Source organism: Streptacidiphilus sp. EB103A, assembly GCF_041261405.1.
Taxonomy (GTDB): domain Bacteria; phylum Actinomycetota; class Actinomycetes; order Streptomycetales; family Streptomycetaceae; genus Streptacidiphilus.
The window spans coordinates 256,567-278,703 of the sequence record NZ_JBGCAQ010000013.1 but is presented as its reverse complement, the minus strand read 5'-3'; the positions used below and the strand labels follow the sequence as shown (position 1 = coordinate 278,703).

The 22,137-nt window shown below is 71.8% G+C and carries 18 protein-coding genes; 4 read left to right on the top strand and 14 right to left on the bottom strand.

Annotated features, from left to right (window positions below; all coding sequences use genetic code 11):
• Window positions 1-457: 457 nt before the first annotated feature.
• From ABH941_RS22875 to ABH941_RS22865, 3 genes are all read right to left on the bottom strand, one after another.
• The gene (locus ABH941_RS22875; protein WP_370131279.1) at window positions 458-1,393 is read right to left on the bottom strand and encodes a beta-ketoacyl-ACP synthase III; all 936 of its coding nucleotides are present in this window, start codon (window positions 1,391-1,393) and stop codon (window positions 458-460) included.
• A gap of 137 nt (window positions 1,394-1,530) precedes the next feature.
• Entirely contained in the window at window positions 1,531-2,805 is a 1,275-nt protein-coding gene (locus ABH941_RS22870; protein WP_370131278.1) for a hypothetical protein, read from the bottom strand.
• 234 nt (window positions 2,806-3,039) lie between these two features.
• Window positions 3,040-3,471: a Zn-ribbon domain-containing OB-fold protein gene (locus ABH941_RS22865; RefSeq protein WP_370131277.1), complete on the bottom strand. Its 432-nt coding sequence runs from the start codon at window positions 3,469-3,471 to the stop codon at window positions 3,040-3,042.
• A 147-nt stretch (window positions 3,472-3,618) separates the two neighbouring features.
• Here ABH941_RS22865 and ABH941_RS22860 point away from each other — a divergent pair, with 147 nt between their 5' ends.
• Together ABH941_RS22860 and ABH941_RS22855 are read left to right on the top strand one after the other, a co-directional pair.
• Window positions 3,619-5,772, top strand: a complete 2,154-nt coding sequence (locus tag ABH941_RS22860; protein ID WP_370131276.1) for an acetate--CoA ligase family protein — start codon at window positions 3,619-3,621, stop codon at window positions 5,770-5,772.
• On the top strand, window positions 5,769-6,560 hold the full coding sequence (locus ABH941_RS22855) for an enoyl-CoA hydratase/isomerase family protein (RefSeq protein WP_370131275.1): 792 nt from the start codon (window positions 5,769-5,771) through the stop codon (window positions 6,558-6,560). Before ABH941_RS22860 ends, ABH941_RS22855 begins: the two co-directional genes overlap by 4 nt.
• Window positions 6,561-6,580: 20 nt before the next feature.
• Here ABH941_RS22855 and ABH941_RS22850 read toward each other — a convergent pair whose 3' ends face one another.
• Window positions 6,581-7,360: a hypothetical protein gene (locus ABH941_RS22850; protein ID WP_370131274.1), complete on the bottom strand. Its 780-nt coding sequence runs from the start codon at window positions 7,358-7,360 to the stop codon at window positions 6,581-6,583.
• 162 nt (window positions 7,361-7,522) lie between these two features.
• Here ABH941_RS22850 and ABH941_RS22845 point away from each other — a divergent pair, with 162 nt between their 5' ends.
• Window positions 7,523-8,152 carry a flavin reductase family protein gene (locus ABH941_RS22845; protein WP_370131290.1) on the top strand — a complete coding sequence of 210 codons (630 nt, stop codon included), beginning with the start codon at window positions 7,523-7,525 and terminating at the stop codon, window positions 8,150-8,152.
• On the opposite strand, the gene ABH941_RS22840 is transcribed toward ABH941_RS22845, so the two are convergent.
• From ABH941_RS22840 to ABH941_RS22820, 5 genes are all read right to left on the bottom strand, one after another.
• On the bottom strand, window positions 8,142-9,473 hold the full coding sequence (locus ABH941_RS22840) for an MFS transporter (RefSeq protein ID WP_370131273.1): 1,332 nt from the start codon (window positions 9,471-9,473) through the stop codon (window positions 8,142-8,144). The genes ABH941_RS22845 and ABH941_RS22840 overlap by 11 nt on opposite strands.
• A 173-nt stretch (window positions 9,474-9,646) precedes the next feature.
• Window positions 9,647-10,723: a Zn-dependent alcohol dehydrogenase gene (locus tag ABH941_RS22835; RefSeq protein ID WP_370131272.1), complete on the bottom strand. Its 1,077-nt coding sequence runs from the start codon at window positions 10,721-10,723 to the stop codon at window positions 9,647-9,649.
• A gap of 60 nt (window positions 10,724-10,783) precedes the next feature.
• Window positions 10,784-12,298, bottom strand: a complete 1,515-nt coding sequence (locus ABH941_RS22830; RefSeq protein WP_370131271.1) for an aldehyde dehydrogenase family protein — start codon at window positions 12,296-12,298, stop codon at window positions 10,784-10,786.
• The gene (locus tag ABH941_RS22825; RefSeq protein ID WP_370131270.1) at window positions 12,295-13,497 is read right to left on the bottom strand and encodes an acyl-CoA dehydrogenase family protein; all 1,203 of its coding nucleotides are present in this window, start codon (window positions 13,495-13,497) and stop codon (window positions 12,295-12,297) included. The genes ABH941_RS22830 and ABH941_RS22825 overlap by 4 nt, the downstream gene beginning before the upstream one ends.
• Window positions 13,498-13,514: 17 nt before the next feature.
• Complete coding sequence (locus tag ABH941_RS22820) at window positions 13,515-14,438, bottom strand: SDR family oxidoreductase (protein WP_370131269.1); 924 nt, start codon at window positions 14,436-14,438, stop codon at window positions 13,515-13,517.
• A 107-nt stretch (window positions 14,439-14,545) separates the two neighbouring features.
• Between ABH941_RS22820 and ABH941_RS22815 the strand changes: the two genes are divergently transcribed.
• Window positions 14,546-15,481, top strand: coding sequence for a cyclase family protein (locus tag ABH941_RS22815; protein ID WP_370131268.1), 936 nt, complete (start codon window positions 14,546-14,548; stop codon window positions 15,479-15,481).
• 455 nt (window positions 15,482-15,936) lie between these two features.
• Here the strand turns inward: ABH941_RS22815 and ABH941_RS22810 are convergent, their stop codons facing one another.
• The 5 genes from ABH941_RS22810 to ABH941_RS22790 form a co-directional block, all read right to left on the bottom strand.
• Window positions 15,937-17,049, bottom strand: a complete 1,113-nt coding sequence (locus tag ABH941_RS22810) for an SGNH/GDSL hydrolase family protein (protein ID WP_370131267.1) — start codon at window positions 17,047-17,049, stop codon at window positions 15,937-15,939.
• Between the two features lie 68 nt (window positions 17,050-17,117).
• Window positions 17,118-17,594 (bottom strand): ATP-binding protein, encoded by a 477-nt coding sequence (locus tag ABH941_RS22805; protein WP_370131266.1) that lies wholly within the window; start codon window positions 17,592-17,594, stop codon window positions 17,118-17,120.
• Window positions 17,595-17,917: 323 nt separating this feature from the next.
• Entirely contained in the window at window positions 17,918-18,919 is a 1,002-nt protein-coding gene (locus ABH941_RS22800) for an acyl-CoA dehydrogenase family protein (protein WP_370131265.1), read from the bottom strand.
• Entirely contained in the window at window positions 18,919-20,091 is a 1,173-nt protein-coding gene (locus ABH941_RS22795; RefSeq protein WP_370131264.1) for an acyl-CoA dehydrogenase family protein, read from the bottom strand. The genes ABH941_RS22800 and ABH941_RS22795 overlap by 1 nt, the downstream gene beginning before the upstream one ends.
• Before the next feature lie 688 nt (window positions 20,092-20,779).
• On the bottom strand, window positions 20,780-22,063 hold the full coding sequence (locus ABH941_RS22790; RefSeq protein WP_370131263.1) for an amidohydrolase family protein: 1,284 nt from the start codon (window positions 22,061-22,063) through the stop codon (window positions 20,780-20,782).
• Window positions 22,064-22,137: the final 74 nt, after the last annotated feature.

The following is a 22,137-nucleotide window of genomic DNA, read 5'->3' as shown; positions in this document are numbered from 1 at the left end:
TCATCGCCCGCGAGGTCTACCACGCCCTGACCAGCCACAACACACCCCAACCCGAACCCACCCAACCCACTTGACATCTATAGGAGCATCCCCAAAGTAGGTCGAGTGACCCCAAAACGGTGAACTCGGCCAGCCCCGCGCCCCCCCGCACGCTCCGCGCCGGACCCGGGCCGCCCCCGGCCCTTGTCGCGCGGCGAAGCCGCTTCTGTCCGGGCGCGAGCCCGGGAGACGGCGGGCAACTCGCCCCACCGCACGCTGCCGTTGCACGCGTGGAGCGCCACCCCCGCCCACCGCCGCACGCTCCGCGCCGGAGCAGCCCACCCCCGCCCCAGTTGCCGGCGCGAAGCGCCTTCTTTCCGGGCGGAGCCCGGGAGACGGTGGGCGAGGTCGCGGCACGGGCGTTGCCGTTGCAGGCGTGCGGCGCTACCAGCGCGGTCCGTGCATCCGTGCGACCCCGTCAGGGGCAGCGGACGACCTGGCCTGCGTAGGCGAGGCCGCCGCCGAAGCCGAGCAGCAGCACGGGCGCGCCGGAGCGCAGCTCGCCGCGTTCGACCAGTTTGGAGAGGGCCAGCGGGATGGAGGCGGCGGAGGTGTTGCCGGAGTCGACGACGTCGCGGGCGACGACCGCGTTGGGCGCGCCGATCTTCGCGGCGATGGCGTCGATGATGCGCAGGTTGGCCTGGTGCGGGACGAAGCCCTCCAGGTCGGCGGGGGCGATGCCGGCCTTCTCGCAGGCCTGGGCGGCCAGCGGGGCGATCTGGGTGGTGGCCCAGCGGAACACCGCCTGCCCCTGCTGGGTGATCGTGGGGTCCCAGCCGTCGATGCGGACCGCGTCGCTCTTGGACGGGTCGGAGCCCCAGACGACCGGGCCGATTCCGGCCTCCTCGGATGCCTCCACCACTGCGGCGCCGGCGCCGTCGCCGAAGATCACGCAGGTGCTGCGGTCGGTCCAGTCGAGCACGTCGGTCATCTTCTCCGCTCCGATGACCAGCGCGCGGGTCGCCGCGCCGGCGCGGATCGCGTGGTCCGCGGTGGCCAGGGCGTAGGAGAAGCCCGAGCAGACGGTGTTGATGTCGTAGGCCGCCGGGGCGGCGATGCCCAGGCGGGCGGCCACCTGCGCGGCCGTGTTCGGGCTGCGGTCGATGGCGGTACAGGTGGCGACGACGACCAGGTCGATCGTGGACGCGTCGAAGCCGCTGGTGGCCAGGGCCTTCTCGGCAGCCCGAAAGGCCAGGTCGGTGACGCTCTCGCCCTCGGCGATGTGGCGGGTGCGGATGCCGACGCGGCTGCGGATCCACTCGTCGTCGGTGTCCACCAGTTTGGCGAGGTCGTCGTTGGTGAGGACCTTCGGCGGCTGGTAGTGGCCGAGCGCGACGATGCGGGAACCAGTCATGTCTCCACTCAAGCCGGTTACCGACCGGTCACCGGGCACTGCCTGGGACAGTATCCGAGGGGGGATGCTGTAGGGGCCGGACAAGTTCCGTACGGCGACTGGCCTCCCCGGCAGAGTCAGGCGCCTCCCCGGCAGGGTCAGGCGGCGAGCGAGGCCGCGTCGCCCATCACGATGACGGGGTGCTTGGACGGGTCCAGGTCCTTGAGCAGTATGGCCATGTCCGCCTTGGCCAGGCTGACGCAGCCGTGGGTCGGGCCGCCGTGGTCGACGTGGACCCAGATGCCGCCGCCGCGGTTCGCACCGAGCGGGCGCTCGGCGGAGAGCGGACTGGTCCCGGCTACGTGGTTGTAGTTGATGGCGACCACGTAGTCGAAGGCGTCGGCCAGCGACTCGCCCTCGAAGCCGGTGCCCAGGGCCTTGAAGGCCGAGGAGTGGATGTAGGGGAGCTTGGTGCCCGGGTTGGCGTCCAGGCCGCCGGCGTCGGTGAGCGAGTAGACGCCGATCGGGCTGTGCAGGTCACCCTCCATGTGGTGGGTGGTCCAGCCGTCCAGGGCGTTGTGGGAGGGCCAGGCCGTACCCGCCAGCCAGCTGCCGTCGGCGGTGCGGGTGTAGAGGGTGGCGGTGCCGGTGCTGGCGTTCTTGCCGGTGCCGGACACCAGCAGGACCTGCTGGGCGTTGGCGGGGATCTGCTTGCGGAAGCTCGCGCCGAGGCCGGGGAGCTGGGCGAGCGCGGCCGCGGGGGTCGCCCGGTTGGTGGAACGGGAGGTGTCGGCCGGGTTGCTGCGCTGGCTGGTGGTCACCGGCGCGCTGGTCTGGGCGATGGCGGCGGTGGCCGTCTTCGCGGTGTTGGGGTGCACCAGGCCGGCCATGGCGATGACCGCGACGGCGGCCACCGAGCCGACCCCGAGGAAGCCGTTGCGGACCCGGCGCCTGCGGCGGGCCCGGGCCCTGGCGGCGGCACGGGCCGCGACCCGGCCGCCGGTGCGGGGGGGCTCGGTACGGGGGCGGGGGGCGGCCGGGGCTGTGTAGTCGCCGTAGGCGGAATCGATGAAGCCCGAGTCGGAGAACCCGGAGTCGGCGAACCCGGAGCTCGGGAACGCGGCGTCGGCGAAGCGTGTGTCGGCGGAGCCGGGGCCAGGGTCGGTGTACGCGGGGCCGGGGAACGCACGTTCGGCGTAGCTGACATCCCGGTAGGCCGTGTCCGCGTAGGCAGTGTCCGCATAGCCGGTGTCGGCGTAGCGGGTGTCGGCGTAGCCGGCGTCCCCGTAGTAGCGCTGCTGCCCGTAGCCGCCCTGCTGTCCGTAGGAGCCGTCGTAGCTGACGCCGTATCCGCCGTCACTGTCCGTGCCTGGCGCAGCTCCGGCGGAGCCTCGCTGGTACGGGTCGGAGCCGGGGCGGGCGTAACTCGACATGGACGTTTGTTCCTCGCGGGATCGGGGGCGCGTACGGGTGGGGCCCTGGGGGCGGCGGGTAGCTCCTGGTCACTCCTTGTGACGCTGTCGGCCGCACCTGTTTGCGCAGCCGTCTCCAGCGTCACGGTACCCCCATCGAGTGATGGGACACAGGAGCCACAGCGTCGTCGTCACGAGGCCCTCACACGTTCACCGGCAGTCCCACCCCCCGTATTACGTCCCGCTGACGTTGCGTCATCGATCCCGGAGCGGGACAAAAACGGGCGCGGCGAGCGGCGCCGGATCCGGCGTGTCCCCGGGCTCGCCTGTGGGCGAGCTCACATGCAACGCCATGCCCACGCTCAGCGTCGCGGGATCGCAGCCGACCACCGTCGTCATCATCCGGGGCCCCTCGGCGAGGTCCACGACGGCGGCGACATAGGGCAGCCGGTCGCGGAACGGCGGCAGGTCGTTGGCGTGCACCACGGACCAGGTGTAGAGGACGGCGTCGCCGGATGCCTGCTCCCAGGAGACGTCCTCGCTCCAGCAGTAGGGGCAGAACTCGCGGGGGTAGTGGTGCGCCCGGCCGCAGGAGGCGCAGCGGCGCAGCAGCAGCCGCCCCTGCGCGGCCGCCTCCCAGTAGGGGCGGGTGAAGGCGTCGGGCTCCGGGCGGTCGGTCGGGGTCACAGCCTCTCCTCAGTTTCTGACATCCCGTCAGTTCAGCGCATGCGATGAGCTGGGCGCAAGAGCCGCGGTCCCTGCCGACCTCTTCCAGCAAGCGTTTCCTGCCAGTAATCTGATGGCACGTCAGATATAGGGAACGGAGGCACCGCCATGCTGGACCCGGACGACGAGACCGACGTCGGCGGCCGCCCGGTGCGCTCGCGCCCGGTCGACCTCGACGCCTTCTTCCGCCCGTCGAGCGTGGCGGTGATCGGCGCCTCGGACACCCCGGGGCGGCCCAACACCGGCATCACCCGGCAACTGGCGGCCTGGGCCGAGCGGGTCGGGGCGCGGATGTACCCGGTCAACCCGGGCCGGGCCGAGGTGGACGGGCAGCCCTGCTATCCGGACCTGGCCTCGGTGCCGGTCGCCGGCGGGGAGCCGGTCGACCTGGCGGTGATCCTGCTCGCCGACCCCGTGCCGGTGGTGCCCCAGCTGATCGAGGCCAAGGTGAAGTTCGCCGTGGCCTTCGCCTCCGGCTTCGCCGAGACCGGCGCCGAGGGCGCCGAGGCGCAGCAGCGGCTGGCCCGGCTGATCGCCGAGGCGCCCACCGGGCTGCGGCTGCTCGGCCCCAACACCAACCTCAACGCCTTCGAGCGCTTCCGTGACGACCTGACCGGGCCGGCCATCGCGCTGATCACCCAGAGCGGCCACCAGGGCCGCCCGCTGTTCTCGCTGCAGTCCCTCGGCATCCGGCTCAGCCACTGGGCCCCCACCGGCAACGAGGCCGACCTGGAGGTCGCCGACTTCGTCCGCTGGTTCGCCGACCAGCCCGAGGTCGGCGCCATCGCCGCCTACATCGAGGGTCTCAAGGACGGCCGCGCCTTCCTGCTCGCCGCCGACCACGCCGCGCGGCGCGGCGTCCCGGTGGTGGCCGTGAAGGTCGGCCGGACCCAGGAGGGCGCCCGGATGGCGGCCTCCCACACCGGCAAGCTCACCGGCGCGGACGACGTGGTGGACGCGGCCTTCCGGCAGTTCGGGGTGATCCGGGTGGACGGCCTGGACGAGCTCCAGGACACCGCCGCGCTGCTGGCCCGGGCCAGGCCGCCTCAGGCCGACGGGGTCGCCGTCTACTCCATCTCCGGCGGGACCGGCGCGCACCTCGCCGACCTGGCCTCGATGGCCGGCCTGACGATGCCCCAGCTCTCGCAGCAGAAGCAGGACGAGCTGCACCAGTGGATACCGGAGTACCTCAGCGTCGCCAACCCGATCGACAACGGCGGCCATCCGGTCGGCGACTGGCGCGGCCGGAGGATCCTGGACGCGATCCTGGCCGACCCGTCGGTGGGCGTGCTGATCTGCCCGATCACCGGGCCGTTCCCGCCGATGAGCGACAAGCTGGCACAGGACCTGGTCGAGGTCGCCGAGACCACCGACAAGCTGGTCTGCGTGGTCTGGGGCTCCCCGGACGGCACCGAGGCCGCGTACCGGCAGACCCTGCTCGGCTCCTCCCGGGTCGCCACCTTCCGCACCTTCGGCAACTGCGTGCGGGCGGTCGCCACCTATCTGGAGCACCACCGTTTCGTGGCCGGCTACCGCAGCCCGTTCGAGCACGCGCCGCGGACACCCTGTGCGGGCAAGGTCAAGGCGCAGCGGGTGCTGCGGCCCGGGCAGCAGCTGAGCGAGGTGGCGGCGAAGCAGCTGCTCCGCTCCTACGGCCTGCGGGTGCCGCGCGAGCAGCTGGTCACCAGCGCGGCCGGGGCGGTGCGGGCGGCCGGGGTGGTGGGCTATCCGGTGGTGCTGAAGGGCTCGGCTCCCGAGGTCGCCCACAAGACCGAACTCGGGCTGGTGCACATCGGGTTGACCTCGGCCAGCCAGGTCCGGGAGGCGTTCCGCGAGCTCGTCGACAATGCCCGGGCGGCCGGGATCCCCCGGCTGGAGGGCGTGCTGGTGTGCCAGATGGTCGAGGCCGGGGTGGAGATGGTCATTGGCGTCACCCAGGACCCCACCTTCGGCCCGACCGTGACCGTCGGCATGGGCGGCGTGCTGGTGGAGGTGCTGGCGGACACAGCCGTGATGGTGCCGCCGTTCGACTGTCTCGACGTCAGGGCCGCACTGGACCGGCTGCGCTGCCGACCGCTGCTGGACGGGGTGCGCGGCGGCCCGCCGATGGATGTGGACGCCCTGGTGGAGGCGGTGCTGCGGGTGCAGCGGATGGCCGTCGAGCTGGACGGCGAGCTGGCCGAGCTGGACATCAACCCGCTGATGGTGCTGGAGCGCGGCAAGGGCGTGGTCGCCCTGGACGCGCTGGCGGTGTGCCGGTGAGCGGCCCGCTGCTGGTCACCCGTGAGGGCGGGGTGCTGTGGCTGACCCTGAACCGGCCCGAGACGCTGAACGCGATCACCGCCGAGCTGCGCGAACTGCTGATCACCGAGCTGGCCGGCGCCTCCGCCGACCCGTCCGTCCGGGCGGTGGTGCTGACCGGCGCGGGGCGGGGCTTCTGCTCCGGCGCGGACCTGCGGTCCGGTGCCCCCGCTGCGGGGCCGCCGGTGCCCGGCGATGTCGAGCGGATGCTGCGGAACGGGGTGCAGCGCATGGTCGCGGCGGTGCTGGACTGCGAGAAGCCGGTCCTGGCGGCGGTGAACGGCACCGCGGCGGGTGTCGGCGTACACCTGGCGCTGGCCTGCGACCTGGTCCTGGCGAGCGATCAGGCGAGCTTTGTCGAGGCTTTCGTACGGCGCGGTCTGGTCCCGGACGGCGGCGGGGCCTATCTGCTGCCGCGGCTGGTCGGCCCGCAGCGGGCCAAGGAGCTGCTGTTCTTCGGTGACAAGCTGTCGGCCGCGGACGCGGAGCGGATGGGGCTGGTCAACCTGGTCGTCCCGGCCGAGGAGTTGGAGAAGACCGCGCGGGACTGGGCCGAGCGGCTGGCGGCCGGGCCCACCCGGGCCCTGGCGATGACCAAACGGCTGGTCAACGCATCGCTGGAGTCGGACCGGGCGACGGCCTTCGCGGCTGAGGCGACCGCACAGGAGATCAATATGACCACGCTGGACGCACCGGAGGGGGTACGGGCCTTCGTCGAGCGGCGACCGCCGCGGTTCCAGGGGAGGTGATCCGCGGGGGGGTGAACCCGTCAGGCCTCCAGCACCTCGACGGCGCCGAGGTAGCCGGCGTTGTCGGCAAGCACCAGCTCGGGCTCACGGCGCAGGTAGGACACCCCCATCCCGGAGTGCAGCCGCGCCGTGTGCCCGCGCAGCTCCAGGTCGAGCAGGGTCGCCTGCCAGCCGTGGCCCAGATCGGTGGACGAGTCGACCTTCAGCACGATCTGCGGCTGCGCGTCCGGGCCCGGCTCCCACAGCCCGGCGACGGAGACCAGGCTGCCCCGGGTGAGGGTGAACACCCCGTCCGGTTCGAACCGGAGCACGCTGCCGCCGCCGTCCCAGACCCCAGGCACGGCGGTGGCGATCAGGTCGGTCTTCGGCTTCGCGCGTCGGCCCCAGAGCAGCCAGGCCCCGGCGATCATGGGGACGGCGGCGCTGTCCAGATCGTTGGTCAGGCCCCAGGCCAGTCCCGGCCCGCCGAGGGAGCCGTTACCCCCGAACTGGTACCAGACGTCGAGGTACGAGGCGAGCAGGAGCAGCAGGACCGCCACTGCGATCGCGAAGCGCCCGTGCAGCAGCCGACGGCTCACCAGCCGCGCCAACGCGAGCAGGGCCAGCACGACGACCGTCTCGACGGCGATGCGGGGCAACCGTCCCAGCGCCAGATCCCAGAGCACCGGCTGTGATCCGCCCGGGCCCCCGTTGGTCTGCGAGAGGACCCCGCTGGCGTACAGGTCGTCGGCGCCGAGGAGCAACAGCACCCCGAACACCGCGCCCAGCGCCTGTATCCATCGCTTGACCTGCTGGTTCATTCCTGTACCCCTCGCCCGGTTCTCCCCAGAACCGCACGCCCACACTACGCAGCGCCTGATCATCGCCGTCAAGGGGTAAAGTCACCCTTCTCATCTGACGATCCGTCAGGTTCAATGGAGACCGGAACCCCCGTTCTGGGACGAGACCTCTGCGAGGCAGCAATGGGCCACGAGGGCATGGCGGTCGCCGCCATCCGGTACCTCCGCGCGTCAGCCGCACTGCCGGCCGAGGCGGATCCCGTGGTGCCCGCCGTACCGCCGCTGCGCGCCGTGGGGCCGGACGAGCGCCTGCCCGACGCGGTCGCCGACCCGCTGCTGATGCGCTCCGTACTGGGCCACTTCTGCACCGGCGTCACCGTGATCAGCGCCCTGGCCGCGGACGACACGCCGGCCGGCTTCGCCTGCCAGTCCTTCTCCTCGCTGTCGCTGGACCCACCGCTGGTGAGCTTCAACGTCGCCCGGACCTCGGCCTCCTGGCCCAGGATCGCCCACGCGGGCAGCTTCTGCGTGAGCGTCCTCGCCGCCGACCAGGGCGGGCTCTGCCGCACCTTCGCGGTGAGCAGCGCCTCCGGCGCCGACAAGTTCGCCGGCGTGGAGTGGAGCCCCTCTCCCGGCACCGGGGCGCCGCGCATAGCCGACGCGCTGGCCTGGATCGACTGCACCATCCACGCCGTGCACGTCGGCGGCGACCATCTGATCGTCCTCGGACGGGTCTGCGAGCTGTCGGTGGGGCGGGCCGACGTCGGGCCGCTGCTCTTCTACCGCGGCGGCTTCGGCGAACTCACGCCGTGAGCGGGACAGTTGCCGGCGGGAGCGACGGCTTGCTGCGGAGCAGCAGGGCGCAGCTCGCCGCGATCACGCACAGCGCGCCCGCGCCGTACCAGGCCGCGTCGTAGCTGCCCAGCTGGTCCCGGACCATCCCGGCGCCGAAGGCGACCAGGGCCGCGCCGACCTGATGGCCGCAGAACACCCAGCCGAAGACGATCGGCGCGTCCTCGCCGAACCACTCCCGGCACAGGGCGATGGTCGGCGGCACCGTGGCGACCCAGTCCAGGCCGTAGAACACGATGAAGACCACCATGCTGGGGTGCACGGTACGGGCGAACAGCGCCGGCAGGAACAGCAGCGAGGCGCCGCGCAGCAGGTAGTACGCGCCCAGCAGCTTGCGGGAGTCCAGACGGTCGGTCAGCCAGCCCGAGAAGACCGTGCCGACCACGTCGAACACCCCGACCAGGGCGAGCAGGCTCGCGGCCGTGGTCTCCACCATGCCGTGGTCACCGGCTGCCGGGATGAAGTGCGTCCCGACCAGGCCGTTGGTGGTCGCCCCGCAGATCGCGAAGGACCCGGCCAGCAACCAGAACGGCCTGGTCCGGGCGGCCTGGCGGAGCAGCCGCAGCGCCCGCAGCCCCTTGGGTTCCGCGGCAGCGGCGACGGGTTGGTCCGGGTCGGGCGCGGTCTGCCCGTAGGGCAGCAGGCCAAGGTCGGACGGGCGCTCGCGGAGCAGCATCAGCACGATCGGGACGACCGCGAGCGAGCAGCAGCCGACGGTGAGGGAGGCGCTGCGCCAGCCGTAGGCGCTGATCAGCCAGGCCAGGATGGGCAGGAAGACCAGGTTCCCGGCGGCGCTGGCGGCCGTCAGCACGCCGGTGACCAGCCCGCGCCGGGCCAGGAACCAGCGGCCGGTGATGGTCGCGGTGAAGGCCAGCGCCATGGACCCGCTGCCGATGCCGACCAGGACGCCCCAGCACAGCATCATCTGCCAGGGCGCGTCCATGTACACGGTCGCTCCGGCGCCGACCGCCATCATGGTCAGCGCGACGGCGGCGACCCTGCGGATGCCGAAGCGGTCCATCAGCGCGGCGGCGAAGGGCGCGGTCAGGCCGTTGAGCACCATGTTGACCGAGACGGCGGCCGAGATGACGCCGTGCGACCAGCCGAACTCCGTGTTCAGCGGCTCCATGAGCAGCGCCGGCGTGGACCGGAAACCGGCTGCGCCGAGCAGGACGAGCAGGCAGACCGCGGCGATGATCCACGCATAGTGCAGGCGTGGGGTACGGGGTGTGGCGGCGGTCGTGGTGGCGGCGGGGGCTGTCTGCTGATCGGTCACAGCCATGATTCTCGTGGGCGTCGCAAGCGGTTTCGAGTGGCTGGAATGACAGTGTCCGCCAATATTCTGCCACCGGGGGCGTTGGACGGTGCGGGTGGTGCATGGTTGTTCGCGCAGTTCCCCGCGCCCCTACCCCCAGGGGCGCGGGGAACTGCGCGAACAGGAACCACCACCGACGGTCAGAACGCGAGTACCGCCCGAGCCACCTTCCCGCCGTGCGTAGCCTCCGCCGCGACCTCGAACTCGTCCACCGGGAAGACCTCCGTGACGAGTTCGTCCAAGAGCAACCGCCCCTCGCCGTACAGCGAAGCGTAGAGCGCGATGTCCACCTGGGGTCGGGACGACCCGTAGCGGCAGCCCAGGATGGACTTGTCCAGGAACATCTCCGCCGGGCGGAACGACGCCTCCGCCTCCGGCCGGGTCATCCCCAGCAGCACCGCCTGCCCGTGCCGGTTGAGCAGGTCCACGGCCTGGCGGACCAGAGCCACTGCCCCGACGCACTCGAAGGCGTGGTCCACCCCTTCCGGCAGCAGCGCCTTGACCGCCTCGACCGTGTCGGTGACGGCCCGCGCGTCCACGAAGTCCGTCGCCCCGAAGACGCGCGCCGCCGCCTCCTTCTCGGCGACCGCGTCCACCGCGACGATCCGGGAGGCGCCGGCCAGCCTCGCGCCCTGGATGACGTTGAGGCCGATCCCGCCGCAGCCGATGACCGCGACGGTGTCGCCGATGCCGACCCGGGCCCGGTTGAGCACCGCGCCCACCCCGGTCAGTACCCCGCAGCCGATCAGCGCGGCGGAGGTGAACGGGATGGCCGGGTCGATCCGCACCGCCTGGACCGCCTTCACCACGGTGCGTTCGGCGAAGACCGAGGTGGAGGCGAAGTTGTAGAGGGGGGTGCCGGGTTCGGACCGGCGGGTGAAGGGCTTGCCGGGGGAGCCGATGGCCTTGCGGCACATGGTGGGCCGCCCCCGCCCGCACTCGACGCAGGTGCCGCAGTTGGCGAGGGTGGACAGCGCCACATGGTCGCCGGGCTGGACGTGGGTGACGCCGGGGCCGACGGCCTCGACCGTGCCGGCGCCCTCGTGGCCGAGCACGACCGGGACCGGGAAGGGGATGGTGCCGTCGATCACGGACAGGTCGCTGTGACAGAGCCCGGCGGCGGCGATCCGTACCAGCACCTCGCCGATACCGGGGTCGCGGACCTCCAGGTCGTCCACGACCTGGGCCGCCTTGCCGTCGAAGATGACGCCTTTCATGTGACTACCCCTCAGTTCTATTGCTAGGACTGCCAATCCTTCTTTTCGGGAAGCGCAGTCTCAGCAAGCCCAGATGACGGCCTGGACCTCGCTGTAGGCCTGCAGCCCGTAGGAGCCGCCGTCGCGGCCGACACCGCTCTGCTTGAAGCCGCCGAAGGGGGCCTCCATGTTGCGCTGGGCGGTGTTGATGCCGACATGGCCGGTCCGCAGCCGGGCCGCGAGGGCGTAGGCGCGGGCTGTGTCGGCGGAGAAGACGTAGTCGTACAGGCCGAACTCGGTGGAGTTGGCGATGGCTATGGCCTCCTCCTCGTCCCGGAACGGGATCACCACCACGACCGGGCCGAAGACCTCCTCGCGGGCGATGGTCATGGCCGGGGTGACGTCGGCGAGCAGGGTCGGCGCGACATAGAAGCCGGTGTCGGGGAAGACCGGGAAGCCGTCGGCGTGCTCCTTGCGGGTGCCGCCGCAGACCAGCCGGGCGCCCTCGGCCAGTGCCCCGGCGATATAGCCCTCGACCCGGTCGCGGTGCAGCGCGCTGATGACCGGGCCGACGACGGTGTCGGGCGACAGCGGGTCGCCGACGGTCAGCGCGGCGGCGTAGGCGGCCAGGGCGGCCACCACCTCGTCATGGCGGGACTCGTGGACCAGCACCCGGGTGGGTGCGGTGCAGATCTGCCCGGAGTGGAAGGACCAGGCCGAGCCGATGGCGGCGACCGCGGCCCGCAGGTCGGCGTCCTCCAGGACGATGCCCGCGCCCTTGCCGCCGAGCTCCAGCAGCATCCGCTTCATGGTGTGCCCGCCGTCGGCGGCGATCCTGCGGCCGACCGCGGTCGAGCCGGTGAAGCTGATCATGTCGACGTCCGGGGAGGCGACCAGTGCGGCGCCGGTGGTCGCGCCGGAGCCGGTGACCACGTTGAAGATCCCGGGCGGCGCCCCGGCCTCCTCGAAGACCTCGCCCAGCTTGAGGCAGCCCAGCGGGTCCTGCGGTGCGGGCTTGGCCACGACGGTGTTGCCGGCCGCCAGCGCCGGGGCGAGCTTCCCGGCCAGGTTGACGATGGGGAAGTTGTAGGAGGTGATGCAGCCGACCACGCCCACCGGCCGGCGGGCCGCGACCGCGCTGGTCAACCCCCCTGCGGCCAGCGGCGTTGCGGCCACCGGCTGCGGGACCAGGGCGCTGACGCCCGGTTCGAGGGCGCCGCGGGCGTAGCGGCGGAAGCGCTCGGCCGCGACCGGGACCTGCATCGCCGAGGCCACCCTGATGGTGGCCCCGGTCTCGGCCTGCAGCAGCGGGACGAAGTCGTCGTTGCGGGCGAGCAGGACGTCCGCGATCCGGTCCAGGACGGCGGCGCGCTCGGCCGGGCTGGTCCGGGACCACCCGTCGAACGCCGCCCTGGCGGCCGCCACGGCCGCCTCCACATCGGCGGCCGAGGCCTCCGGGGCCCGGCCGACGATCCGCTCGGTGGACGGGTCGACGACCGGGTAGCTGCCGTCCCCGCCCTCGCGCCAGGCCCCGTTGACGAACAGTCGGGTCGGTGGGGCGTCAGGGGCTGTGGGTGTGCCGGAAGTGGCGCTCATGAACGGGTCCTGCTTTCTCGGGGCAGGCCGAGGACGCGCTCGGCGATGAGGTTGCGCTGGATCTGGTCGCTGCCGCCGTAGAGGGTGTCGGCGCGGGAGAAGAGCATCCGGTGCTGACTCTGCGTCAGCCGATAGGCGTCGGCCTGGTGCGGTCCGCGGCCGAGGGCCGCTGACGCTCCCTGTACCTGCAGGGACAGTTCGCCGAGCCGCTGGTGCCAGCCGCCCCAGACCAGCTTGGCCACGGCGGCGGTGCCCGGCTCGGCCGTCCCCAGGGTGCGCAGCGCATTGCAGCGCATGACGTGCAGTTCGGCCCACTGCCGGGTGAGCCGCTCGCGCAGCACCGGGTCGTCGACGGCGCCGGAGGCTCGGGCCAGCGCGAGCACGCCGTCCAACTCCCGGGCGTAGCCGATCTGTCGGGCCAGCATGCCGACGCCGCGCTCGAACGACAGCAGGTCCATGGCGACCCGCCAGCCGTCGCCCGCCTCGCCCAGGACGTGGTCCGCGGCGGCCTCGGCCCCGTCGAAGAAGACCTCGCTGAACTCGGAGTCGCCGTCCAACTGCCGGATCGGGCGCACCTCGATCCGTCCCGGCTGGTCCATCGGGAGCAGCAGCAGGCTGAGCCCGTGGTGGCGCTGCGACCCCGGCTCGGTACGGGCCAGCACGAAGCACCAGTCGGCCCACTGGGACAGCGAGGTCCAGGTCTTCTGGCCGGTGACCCGCCAACTCCCGTCTGGGGCAAGGGTTCCGGTGGTGCGGACGGCGGCCAGGTCGGAGCCGGCGCCAGGTTCGCTGTAGCCCTGGCACCAGAGCTCTTCGCCGCTCGCGATCGGCGGCAGAAAGCGTTTGCGCTGGTCGTCGCTGCCGTGCCGAAGCAGGGTGGGGGCGAGCAGCTGCTCGCCGACGATGCCCAGCGGGGCCGGGCCGGCGGCGCGGGCGTACTCCTCGGCCCAGACGACCTGGCGGGAGAGGGGAGTCGCGGGTTCGCCCGTACCGGGCCGGGTTCCGGCCGGCTCGGGCCAGCCCAGGCCGATCCAGCCGCCGCTGCCGAGTTCGCGCTCCCAGGCGCGGCGGCGGTCGGGGTCAAAGCGCTGAGCGGTGCGCAGATCGGCGAAGGGGCGGCCGTCGCCGAGGCGCTCGGCGAGCCAGTCGCGGGCGCGGACGCGGAACGCCTCGTCGGCGGCGCTGAAGGAGAAGTCCATGGGTGGTCGCGGGCCTCTCAGGCGTTGGGGCGCTGCTGCGCGGCCGCGGCCTTGGCCATGGCCTCCAGCTGGGCCAGCATCGGCATCGGGTCGGTGCCGACCGCACCGGGGAGCACGTCGGCGATGCGCTGCGGCGTCCAGGAGATCCCGTCGGCCCCGGCCCCTTCCGCGTGCACGGAGCGGAGTTCACGGGGCTGCGCCCAGACGGCGATCCTGGGCCCGGCGACGGTGTAGACCTGCCCGGTGATGTCGGCGGCCCGGTCGGACAGCAGATAGACGACCAGCGCGGCGACGTCCTCGGGCTCCCCGATCTCCTTCAGTTCCATCGGGACGTTGGCGGACATCCGGGTCCTGGCCACCGGGGCCACGCAGTTGGCGGTGACCCCGTACTTGTGCAGGCCGAGCGCGGCGCTGCGGACCAGGGAGATGATGCCGCCCTTGGCCGCGCTGTAATTGGCCTGGCTGACGCTCCCGGTGTGGTTGCCGCTGGTGAACCCGATGAGTCTGCCGCTGCCCTGACGGCGCATCAGCGCCGAGGCGGCCCGGAAGACGGTGAAGGTGCCCTTGAGGTGGGTGGCCAGCACCGGGTCCCACTCCTCCTCGGACATGTTGAAGAGCATCCGCTCGCGCAGGATTCCGGCGACGCAGACCGCCCCGTCCAGCCTGCCCCAGGTGTCCACGGCGACCCTGACCACGCGTTCCCCGCCGGCCATGGTGGAGACGTCGTCGGCGACGGCGACGGCTTCTCCCCCGGCCGACTGGATCTCCTTCACCACGCCGTCGGCTACCTCGCTGGTCGGGTCGCCGCCCTCGATGCCGACCCCGTAGTCGTTCACCACGACCCTGGCGCCCTCCGCCGCGCAGGCCAGCGCGACCGCACGTCCGATGCCGCGTCCGGCGCCGGTCACCGCCACCACCTTGCCGTGCAGGAACTCGCCCACGTCGCAGCCCTCCTCAGGAATCTGACGGACCGTTAGATTCTAGGTACGGGATCGCGCCGCGCAACAGTCCTGACGCATTGTCAGAAACAGAGCAGGGGAGGCCGCACATGCCCGCACTCACCGACTTCGACGAGTTCCGCGACATCGCCAAGCGCGTCAACAACTGGGGCCGCTGGGGCGCCGACGACGAGATCGGCACCCTCAACCTGATCACCCCGGAGGTGGTCAGGGCCGCCGCGGCGACAGTGCGCACCGGCCGCCGCATCCCGCTCGCCCTGCCACTGCAGCAGTACGGCGTGCAGACCGGGATGATCCAGGGCCGGGTCAACCCGCTGCACACCATGGTGGCGCTCAACTGGGAGATGTTCGAGCCCGGTTCCATCGCCACCAGCGACGACGTGGTGACCATGGGCCTGCAGGCCGGCACCCACTGGGACGGCCTGGGCCATGTCAGCCACGGCGGACGGATCTACAACAACCGCCCGGCGGCCACGATCACGGCGCAGGAGGGGGCCGAGTACAGCGGCATGGAGAAGGCCCCGCCGGTCGTCAGCCGCGGCGTACTGCTGGACGTCGCCCGCGCCCGGGGCGTCGACCGGCTGCCCGGCGACCACGCGGTCACCCCCGAGGACCTGGCCGCCGGCGAGGAGTTGGCGCGGACGACGGTACGGGCGGGGGACGTGGTCCTGGTGCGCACCGGCCAGATCCAGCTCTACCTGGGCGGCGACCGCGACTCCTACGCCTTCCCCTCCCCCGGGCTGTCGCTGCACACCCCCGAGTGGTTCCACACCAGGGACGTCGCCGCGGTCGCCAATGACACCCTCACCTTTGAGATCTTCCCGCCCGAGGTCGACGGTCTGTACCTGCCGGTCCATGCGCTGGACCTGGTGGAGATGGGGATGATGCAGGGTCAGAACTGGAATCTGGAGCAGCTGGCGGCGGAGTGCGCCGACGACGGGGTGTACGAATTCCTGCTGACGGCGCCGCCCGAGCCGTTCACAGGCGCGGTCGGAGCGCCGGTGGCACCGGTGGCCATTCGCTAGCTCATCGGTTCAACCGACAAACAGAACAAGCGGATCCGGGGGACGGGCAGTCCCCGGTGATCCCCGGCGGTCCCCCGCGGTCCAGACCGCTGGGGGGACGAACGCCGCCGCAGGCCCCGCTGGACAACGAATGGGTGGCGAGACGCCGTGCTCGCCTCGAGCGCGATACGGAGTCCCGCCACCCAGCCTCGACGCATTGGCCCTGACCAGCGCCGACACAATTCGCACTCGCCAAGGACAGCCGGATGCGGCTACTGCCGCCGGCGCCCTCGACGTCCCCTCGCAACGAATTGCTCAACCCAAGAGTGATCAGACGGATACGTCACGTCAATGGGTTGTCCGCAATTCGGATTGGTTGCGTACGCTTTCGGACGAGTGATCGACTGGCTGTTTCAGCACTTCACTCCCCCTGCACGCCCCCGGCTCAGGGCCCGCGCACCCCCGCTCGCGCGCCCTCAGCGAGCGCTCTCGATCCCCGCGAAACGCTCCCCCATCAGCCACTGGGAGCGCACATCCGGATGGAGTCCGTCCGACAGGCCGCCCGCCGCCGCATCCTCCCGACCGAACAGTTCACAGCCATTCATCCAGGTCAGAGCCCTGTCACCGCGCCTTTTCAGAACATCCACGGTGTCTTTGAAAATACGCCGTATCTGGCGCAGCGTCAGATCTCCCTCCACCTCCACTCCGCTCCCGTCCGCGTTGAGACGACAGGCGACCGCCGAGTCCTCGCGCTCCCCGCCGTACACCGGGCCGAGAACGGTGATCGGAACCTGGGGCTGGAGTGACCGGATTGTGGCCAGGAATCCATGGAGGGAAGGAGCGAGGGTGCGCTCGCGCAGAGCGGCGGTATTGTGGACGTTTATCCCGATTTCCAGGGTGATGTGGTCAGTTGTGCGCTCACCGATCATCCGGGCCACCAGCGGATCGAGCAGGCAGGCTCCACCGAAGCCCAGGTTGGTGACATTCCGTCCGAGCAGCCGGGCCGCGACGGCCGGCCAGGTGCTCGCCGGCGAGGCGGGCGGAACGGCGAAGCCGTGGGTGATGCTGCTGCCGTAGACGGTCCACCGGGGGCGGCGGTCCGGCGGAGCCGGGAGCAGCGAGGCGCCGTCGAGAGCACGCAGCCCGCGGACCCGGACCGGGGCCGTACTCGGCAGCCACAGCTCCAGCAGCTTCTCCCCGGGCGGCAGGTCATCGAACACCGCGCCGACCGAGCCAAGGTCGGCCCGCCGCCAGAGGTCATCGTCATCGTCAGGGTTCGACGCGTCGTCAATGAGCAGGTCGCAGACGCCGGGCAGCTCCGGGCCGCCGTCCAGTCGCACCGGCTCGGCGTCCAGCAGGAGTGCGCGGGCCGCCGTCCACACCCTGATCCGGCTGCCGCAGGCGCTCATCGCGGGCAGCACCAGGGAGGGGTGGTGCAGTTCCAGATCCGCTACCGGCAGCCGCCACGGCATGAACCACGATCCCTGGGCTCCGTGTCCGCCGTGCTCCAGATCGACGACGCCCTCCAGGGCGGCGGCCACCTGGGCCGCCGACCAGGAGGAGAGCGCTCGTTCTGTGCCGATTGCCACCGCCGGTCGTCCCCCGTTCGGTCGGTCGGTCGTTCGGTCGTCGAACCGTCAGAGATCTCTCGTCCGACTCATCCGACGAGCAGCTGTTGCAGCGTCAGCAGTGCCTCGGCGTCGAGCATCGGCGGGCCGCACTCCCGGGGCTCCCGCTCGATCTCGCACCAGACCCGCTTGCCCCCGCCGTCCGGGTACCAACCCCAACGGTCGCAGAGGTTCTCCACCAGTTCCAGACCGCGCCCGTTGGTCGCCTCACCCGGTGCATGCCTCGGCCGGGGCGGCCGCTCACTCGCGTCCGCGACCTCGACCCGGACCGGGCGGCGGTCGGCGTCGTCCCCGCCGACCGGGAACTGCAGGCGCAGCACAGCCGGATTCCCGGTGTGCACCACGGCGTTGGTGACCAGCTCGGACACCACCAGCACCAACGCCTCCGCCATTGCCGCGTCCGGATCGAACCCGCATCCGGTCAGCCGCGACCTGGTCCACCTGCGAGCCCGTCCGACCTCGGCCGGATCCGCCTCGACGGCGATCTGCACCTGAAGCACCTGCACCGCTCACACCACCCGTACTAGCGGGATCAGTCGCGCCCCTGGAACCGTCCGGCTCCCCGGACGGCACATGGATGCGCTTCTGATCCAGGATGATTTGCCTGCACTGTTTCCAGCAAGCGCTTCGGGCATATTCCAACATGGGGACGGTACTGCAGTGCATACTGCCCCTGCTGGTCCCCGGCCCTGGATGTTCCAGGCGTTCCGGACGCGGCGAGGCCACTCAGCAGGCCCAGCACATCGATCCGTCCGCACACTCCGGAGCGTAACCGAAGAGCGCCGCAATTCTGGGAGACCGGCGGGCGTCCGCAGAGATACCACCCTTCCTACAAGTGTCCGACGGCTGCGGTGGACAGATCCTCTGCCAGCAGTTCTGTGCTCTCCGGCGCGCTGGCGAAGGACCCCTCGTACACCCAGGCCCGCTTCAGCAGCAGATGGACGTCGGCCTCCCAGGTGAAGCCCATGCCCCCGTGCACCTGCAGACAGTCACGGGCGCCGCGCACCGCCGCCTGGTCCGCGAGCAGCTTCGCCCCGGCTGTCGCCACGGCCAGCTCCGCCGTCCGAACACCCGCATCCGCGCACACCGCAGCCGCCCTGACCGCCGCCCGGGCCGGCTCGGTCCGCGCCAGCATGTCCGCGCAGAGATGCTGCACCGCCTGGAACGCACCGATCGGTTGGCCGAACTGCTCGCGCTGCCCGGCATAGGCGACGGCGGTGGCCACCGTCCGGTTCGCCACACCCAGCTGCAGCGCGGCCGTCAGCAGCGACCCCTCGGCCCAGAGCCGTCGAGCGTCCAGGCCCGGCAGCGGTTCCGCGGCCGGCAGGGGTTCTTCGAGCTCCCACATCGGCGTCAACGGATCCACACCGCGCCTGCTCCGGGCTCGGATCCGAGCCGGACTCACCGACCGCACCTCCCCGGTGACGGTGTCCGCCAGCAACAGCGTGTCCAGCGCGGGCAGCCGCTCCACCAGCAGCGGGCCCCGTCCGGCGGGCCGGGTGCGGCAGAGTCCGGCGGCCTGGTGCGACGGGAGCGCGGCATGCACGGTGGCGAGTTCGGTCGCCACCAACGGCCCGGGCACCAGCGCCCGTCCGACCTCCTCGAACGCCAGCACAGCCTCGGCCAGGCCGAGCCCGAGGCCGCCCTCCTGGTGTTCCGGCTTCCGAAGTGAGAACAGCCCGGCGTCGGCGAGTTCGGACCACAGCGGGAGCCTCCCCTCCTCACTGTCCGTCATCGCGGTTCGCAGCTGCTCGGGCCCGAACCGTCCCGTCAGCAGCTCACGCAGGCCGAGTTGCAGCGCGATCTGGTCGTCCGTCAGGCGAAAGTCCATCAAGCCCTCCCCGGCTTGGGCAGCCCCAGCACCCGCTGGGCCACGATGTTCCGCTGGATCTGCGACGTGCCTGCGGCGATGGTGTAGGAGAGGCCCTGCAGCCGCTGCGCCGTCCAGTCGTCGCCCTGCCCGTCCGCCAGCACCAGCGCACCCGAGCCGAGGACCGCCGCCGCGAGGTCGTACAACTCCTGCCGGGCCTCGGAGAAGCACAGCTTGAAGACGGACGCCCCCGGCCCGGGCACCCCACCGCCCTGCGCCTCGGACACGTTCCACTGCACCAGCCGCCACAGCGCGCCGAACCGCGCCGCCAGCAGCCCGAGCGAGCGCCGCAGGCCCGGGTCGTCCTCCCAGGCGCCGTTGCGCCGGGCCAGTCCGGCCAGTTCCACCAGCGCCCGGCGGCAGGCCACCACCTCCCCGGCGAAGGCGGTGCCGCGTTCGAACGACAGGGTCACCATGGTCACCCGCCAGCCGTCGTTCTCCGCACCGACCCGGTTCGCCACCGGCACCCGCACCCCGTCGAGGAACAGCTCGGCGAACTCCGCCGTCCCCATCAGCGTCCGCAGCGGACGGACGGTCACCCCCGGGGCGTCCATGGGCAGCACCAGCCAGCTGATGCCCCGGTGCTTGGGCGCGGCGGGATCCGTGCGGACCAGCAACTCGCACCAGTCCGCCACTTCGGCGTGCGAGGTCCACAACTTGCTGCCGCTGACGACGTAGTCGTCACCGTCGCGGACGGCACGGGTCCGCAGCGCCGCCAGGTCGGAGCCGGCGCCGGGCTCGCTGAAGCCCTGGCACCACACCTCCGCACCGCTCAGGATCCCGGGAAGCCAGCGGCGCCGCTGCTCGGGCGTCCCTTCGGCGGCGATGGTCGGCCCGGCGTGCAGCAGCCCGACGAAGTTCGCCCCCACATACGGCGCCCCGGCCCGCTCGGTCTCCTCCAGGAAGATCAGGTACTCGGCCGGGGTGGCCCCCTGCCCTCCCACCTCACGCGGCCAGTGCACCCCCGCGTACCCCGCGTCGTACAACCGCCGCTGCCACGCCGTGTCATAGGCCCGCCGCCCCGGCCAGTCGAGCGGGTCGGGGGGTGGGGGCAGGTCGGGCAGCACCTTCCCGAGCCAGTCGCGGAGGCCACGGCGGAACGCCGCCTCGGCGGGGGTGTCCTGGAGGTCCATGGGGGGTCCTTTCTGGCGCGGGGGTGGGGGTGACGTCGGGGGAGGCGGGGCGGCGTAGTCGGCTGTTTGCGGCAGCTGTAGGTGGCTTACATGGCGCCACCGTTGCCGCCCTCCGCCGTCCGTGGCTTGTTGCTGCTGCTCGCTTCGCTCGCGGCGACAAGGCCGGGGAGGGGTGCGGGCGGCCCGCCGTTGCCGGGCGGCGGGGCGGTCGGTGGTGGGGCGTGCAGAAACGCTTCTGCTGTGGGGCTGGCCGGTTTGGGGTCACTCCCCATACGTTCGGGTCACTCATCCGACGCCTCCTGCCCGCAATGTCCGAATTGGGCGTCGAGGGAGTGACCCGAACGTATGGAGAGTGACCCCAAAAGCCCGGCTCAATGGCGAACTGGGGTCACTTTCGGGACAAGGTGTCACTTGATCATGCCGTAATGCCCGATTTGCCCCGGTCCTGGCGTACCAAAAGTGCCCCAGCGTCCCGAAAGTGACCCCGGTTCGCCCGAAGCCCTGCCGCAGAACCGTTTCTGCACGCCCCACCCGCGACCCCCAGCCCGGGAACGGCGCCCGGCCCCGACCCGGCTCCCCCGCTGCAGTTGGCCCGCGAGCGGAGCGAGCAGCAGCAACAAGCCACGGACGGGGGTGGGCGGCAACGGTGGCGCCGTGTAAGCCACCTACAGCTGCCGCAAACAGCCGACTACGCCGCCCTGCCTCCCCCGAGCCCGTGCCCGACGCCACCCCCACCCCCGTCCAACCCCAGCCCCAGCATCCGAATCGCGTTCCCCCGCATGATCTTGTAGACCACGTCCTTCGGCAGCCCACGTACGTGGTCCAGGGCGACCGCGGCCGTGTCTGGCCAGGTCGAGTCGACGTGGGGGTAGTCCGTCTCGAAGGTCACGTTGTCGACGCCGACCGTGTCCAGGGAGGCGATCCCGTGCTTGTCGCGGAAGAAGCAGGCGTAGATCTGGCGGTAGTAGTACGTCGACGGCGGCTCCGGGATCAGGTCCCGCACGCCGCCCCAGGCGCGGTGTTCGCGCCAGACGTCGTCGGCGCGCTCCAGGGCGTAGGGGATCCAGCCCATCTGGCCCTCGCTGTAGGCGAGCTTCAGCGCCGGGAAGCGGACCAGCACGCCCGAGAAGAGGAAGTCCGTCATCGAGGCCATGGCGTTGTTGAAGCTCAGCGTGGCCTGGACGGCCGGTGGGGCGTCCGGGGAGGCGGCGGGCATCTGCGAGGAGGAGCCGATGTGCATGCAGACGACCGTCCCGGTCTCCTCGCACGCGGCGAAGAAGGGGTTCCAGTAGCCGGAGTGGATGGAGGGCAGACCCAGGTAGGTGGGGATCTCGCTGAAGCAGACGGCCCGTACACCGCGCGCGGCGTTGCGGCGGATCTCGGCGACGGCCAGGTCGACGTCCCAGAGCGGGATCAGGCAGAGCGGGATCAGCCGGCCGCCGCTGTCGCCGCACCACTCGTCCACCATCCAGTCGTTGTAGGCGCGGACGCAGGCCAGGGCCACCTCCTTGTCGTGGGCTTCGGCGAAGGTCTGGCCGCAGAAGCGGGGGAAGGTCGGGAAGCAGAGTGAGGCCTCGACATGGTTGTTCTCCATGTCGTCGACGCGGGCCTTGGGGTCCCAGCAGCCCCGGCGCATCTCCTCGCGGGTGATGCCCTCCAGGGTCATCTCGTCGCGGTCGAAGCCGACGGCGGCGATGTTCCGCTTGTACGGGAACTTCAGGTCCTCGTAGATCCACCAGTCGGTGGGCGGGCCGTCCGGGTCCATGGTGATCCGGTACTTGCCGCCCACGTAGGCCAGCTCGCCGATGCCCGCCCGCAGCGGCTTGGGGCCCCGGTCGCGGTACTTGGCGGGCAGCCAGGTCTCGAAGAGGTTCGCGGGTTCGATCACATGGTCGTCGACGCTGACCACCTTCGGCAGGTCGTCCACGGTCGTCACCACGTCAAGTCCCGGCTGCGGCTCGGGGTGGTCCATTGGTCTCCCTCCGAGGTCCGGCTGCCCGAACCCTTTACCTGACGCTCCGTCAGATTCAGACTAGTGAGCCGAGG

Bases quoted from the DNA above. Each gene is read 5' to 3' on its own strand.
- ABH941_RS22800 (WP_370131265.1), bottom strand. From the start codon at position 18,919: ATGGACTTTCGCCTGACGGACGACCAGATCGCGCTGCAACTCGGCCTG.
- ABH941_RS22875 (WP_370131279.1), bottom strand. From the start codon at position 1,393: ATGACTGGTTCCCGCATCGTCGCGCTCGGCCACTACCAGCCGCCGAAG.
- ABH941_RS22835 (WP_370131272.1), bottom strand. From the start codon at position 10,723: ATGAAAGGCGTCATCTTCGACGGCAAGGCGGCCCAGGTCGTGGACGAC.
- ABH941_RS22840 (WP_370131273.1), bottom strand. From the start codon at position 9,473: ATGGCTGTGACCGATCAGCAGACAGCCCCCGCCGCCACCACGACCGCC.
- ABH941_RS22845 (WP_370131290.1), top strand. From the start codon at position 7,523: ATGGGCCACGAGGGCATGGCGGTCGCCGCCATCCGGTACCTCCGCGCG.
- ABH941_RS22870 (WP_370131278.1), bottom strand. From the start codon at position 2,805: ATGTCGAGTTACGCCCGCCCCGGCTCCGACCCGTACCAGCGAGGCTCC.
- ABH941_RS22815 (WP_370131268.1), top strand. From the start codon at position 14,546: ATGCCCGCACTCACCGACTTCGACGAGTTCCGCGACATCGCCAAGCGC.
- ABH941_RS22790 (WP_370131263.1), bottom strand. From the start codon at position 22,063: ATGGACCACCCCGAGCCGCAGCCGGGACTTGACGTGGTGACGACCGTG.
- ABH941_RS22795 (WP_370131264.1), bottom strand. From the start codon at position 20,091: ATGGACCTCCAGGACACCCCCGCCGAGGCGGCGTTCCGCCGTGGCCTC.
- ABH941_RS22860 (WP_370131276.1), top strand. From the start codon at position 3,619: ATGCTGGACCCGGACGACGAGACCGACGTCGGCGGCCGCCCGGTGCGC.
- ABH941_RS22850 (WP_370131274.1), bottom strand. From the start codon at position 7,360: ATGAACCAGCAGGTCAAGCGATGGATACAGGCGCTGGGCGCGGTGTTC.
- ABH941_RS22830 (WP_370131271.1), bottom strand. From the start codon at position 12,298: ATGAGCGCCACTTCCGGCACACCCACAGCCCCTGACGCCCCACCGACC.
- ABH941_RS22825 (WP_370131270.1), bottom strand. From the start codon at position 13,497: ATGGACTTCTCCTTCAGCGCCGCCGACGAGGCGTTCCGCGTCCGCGCC.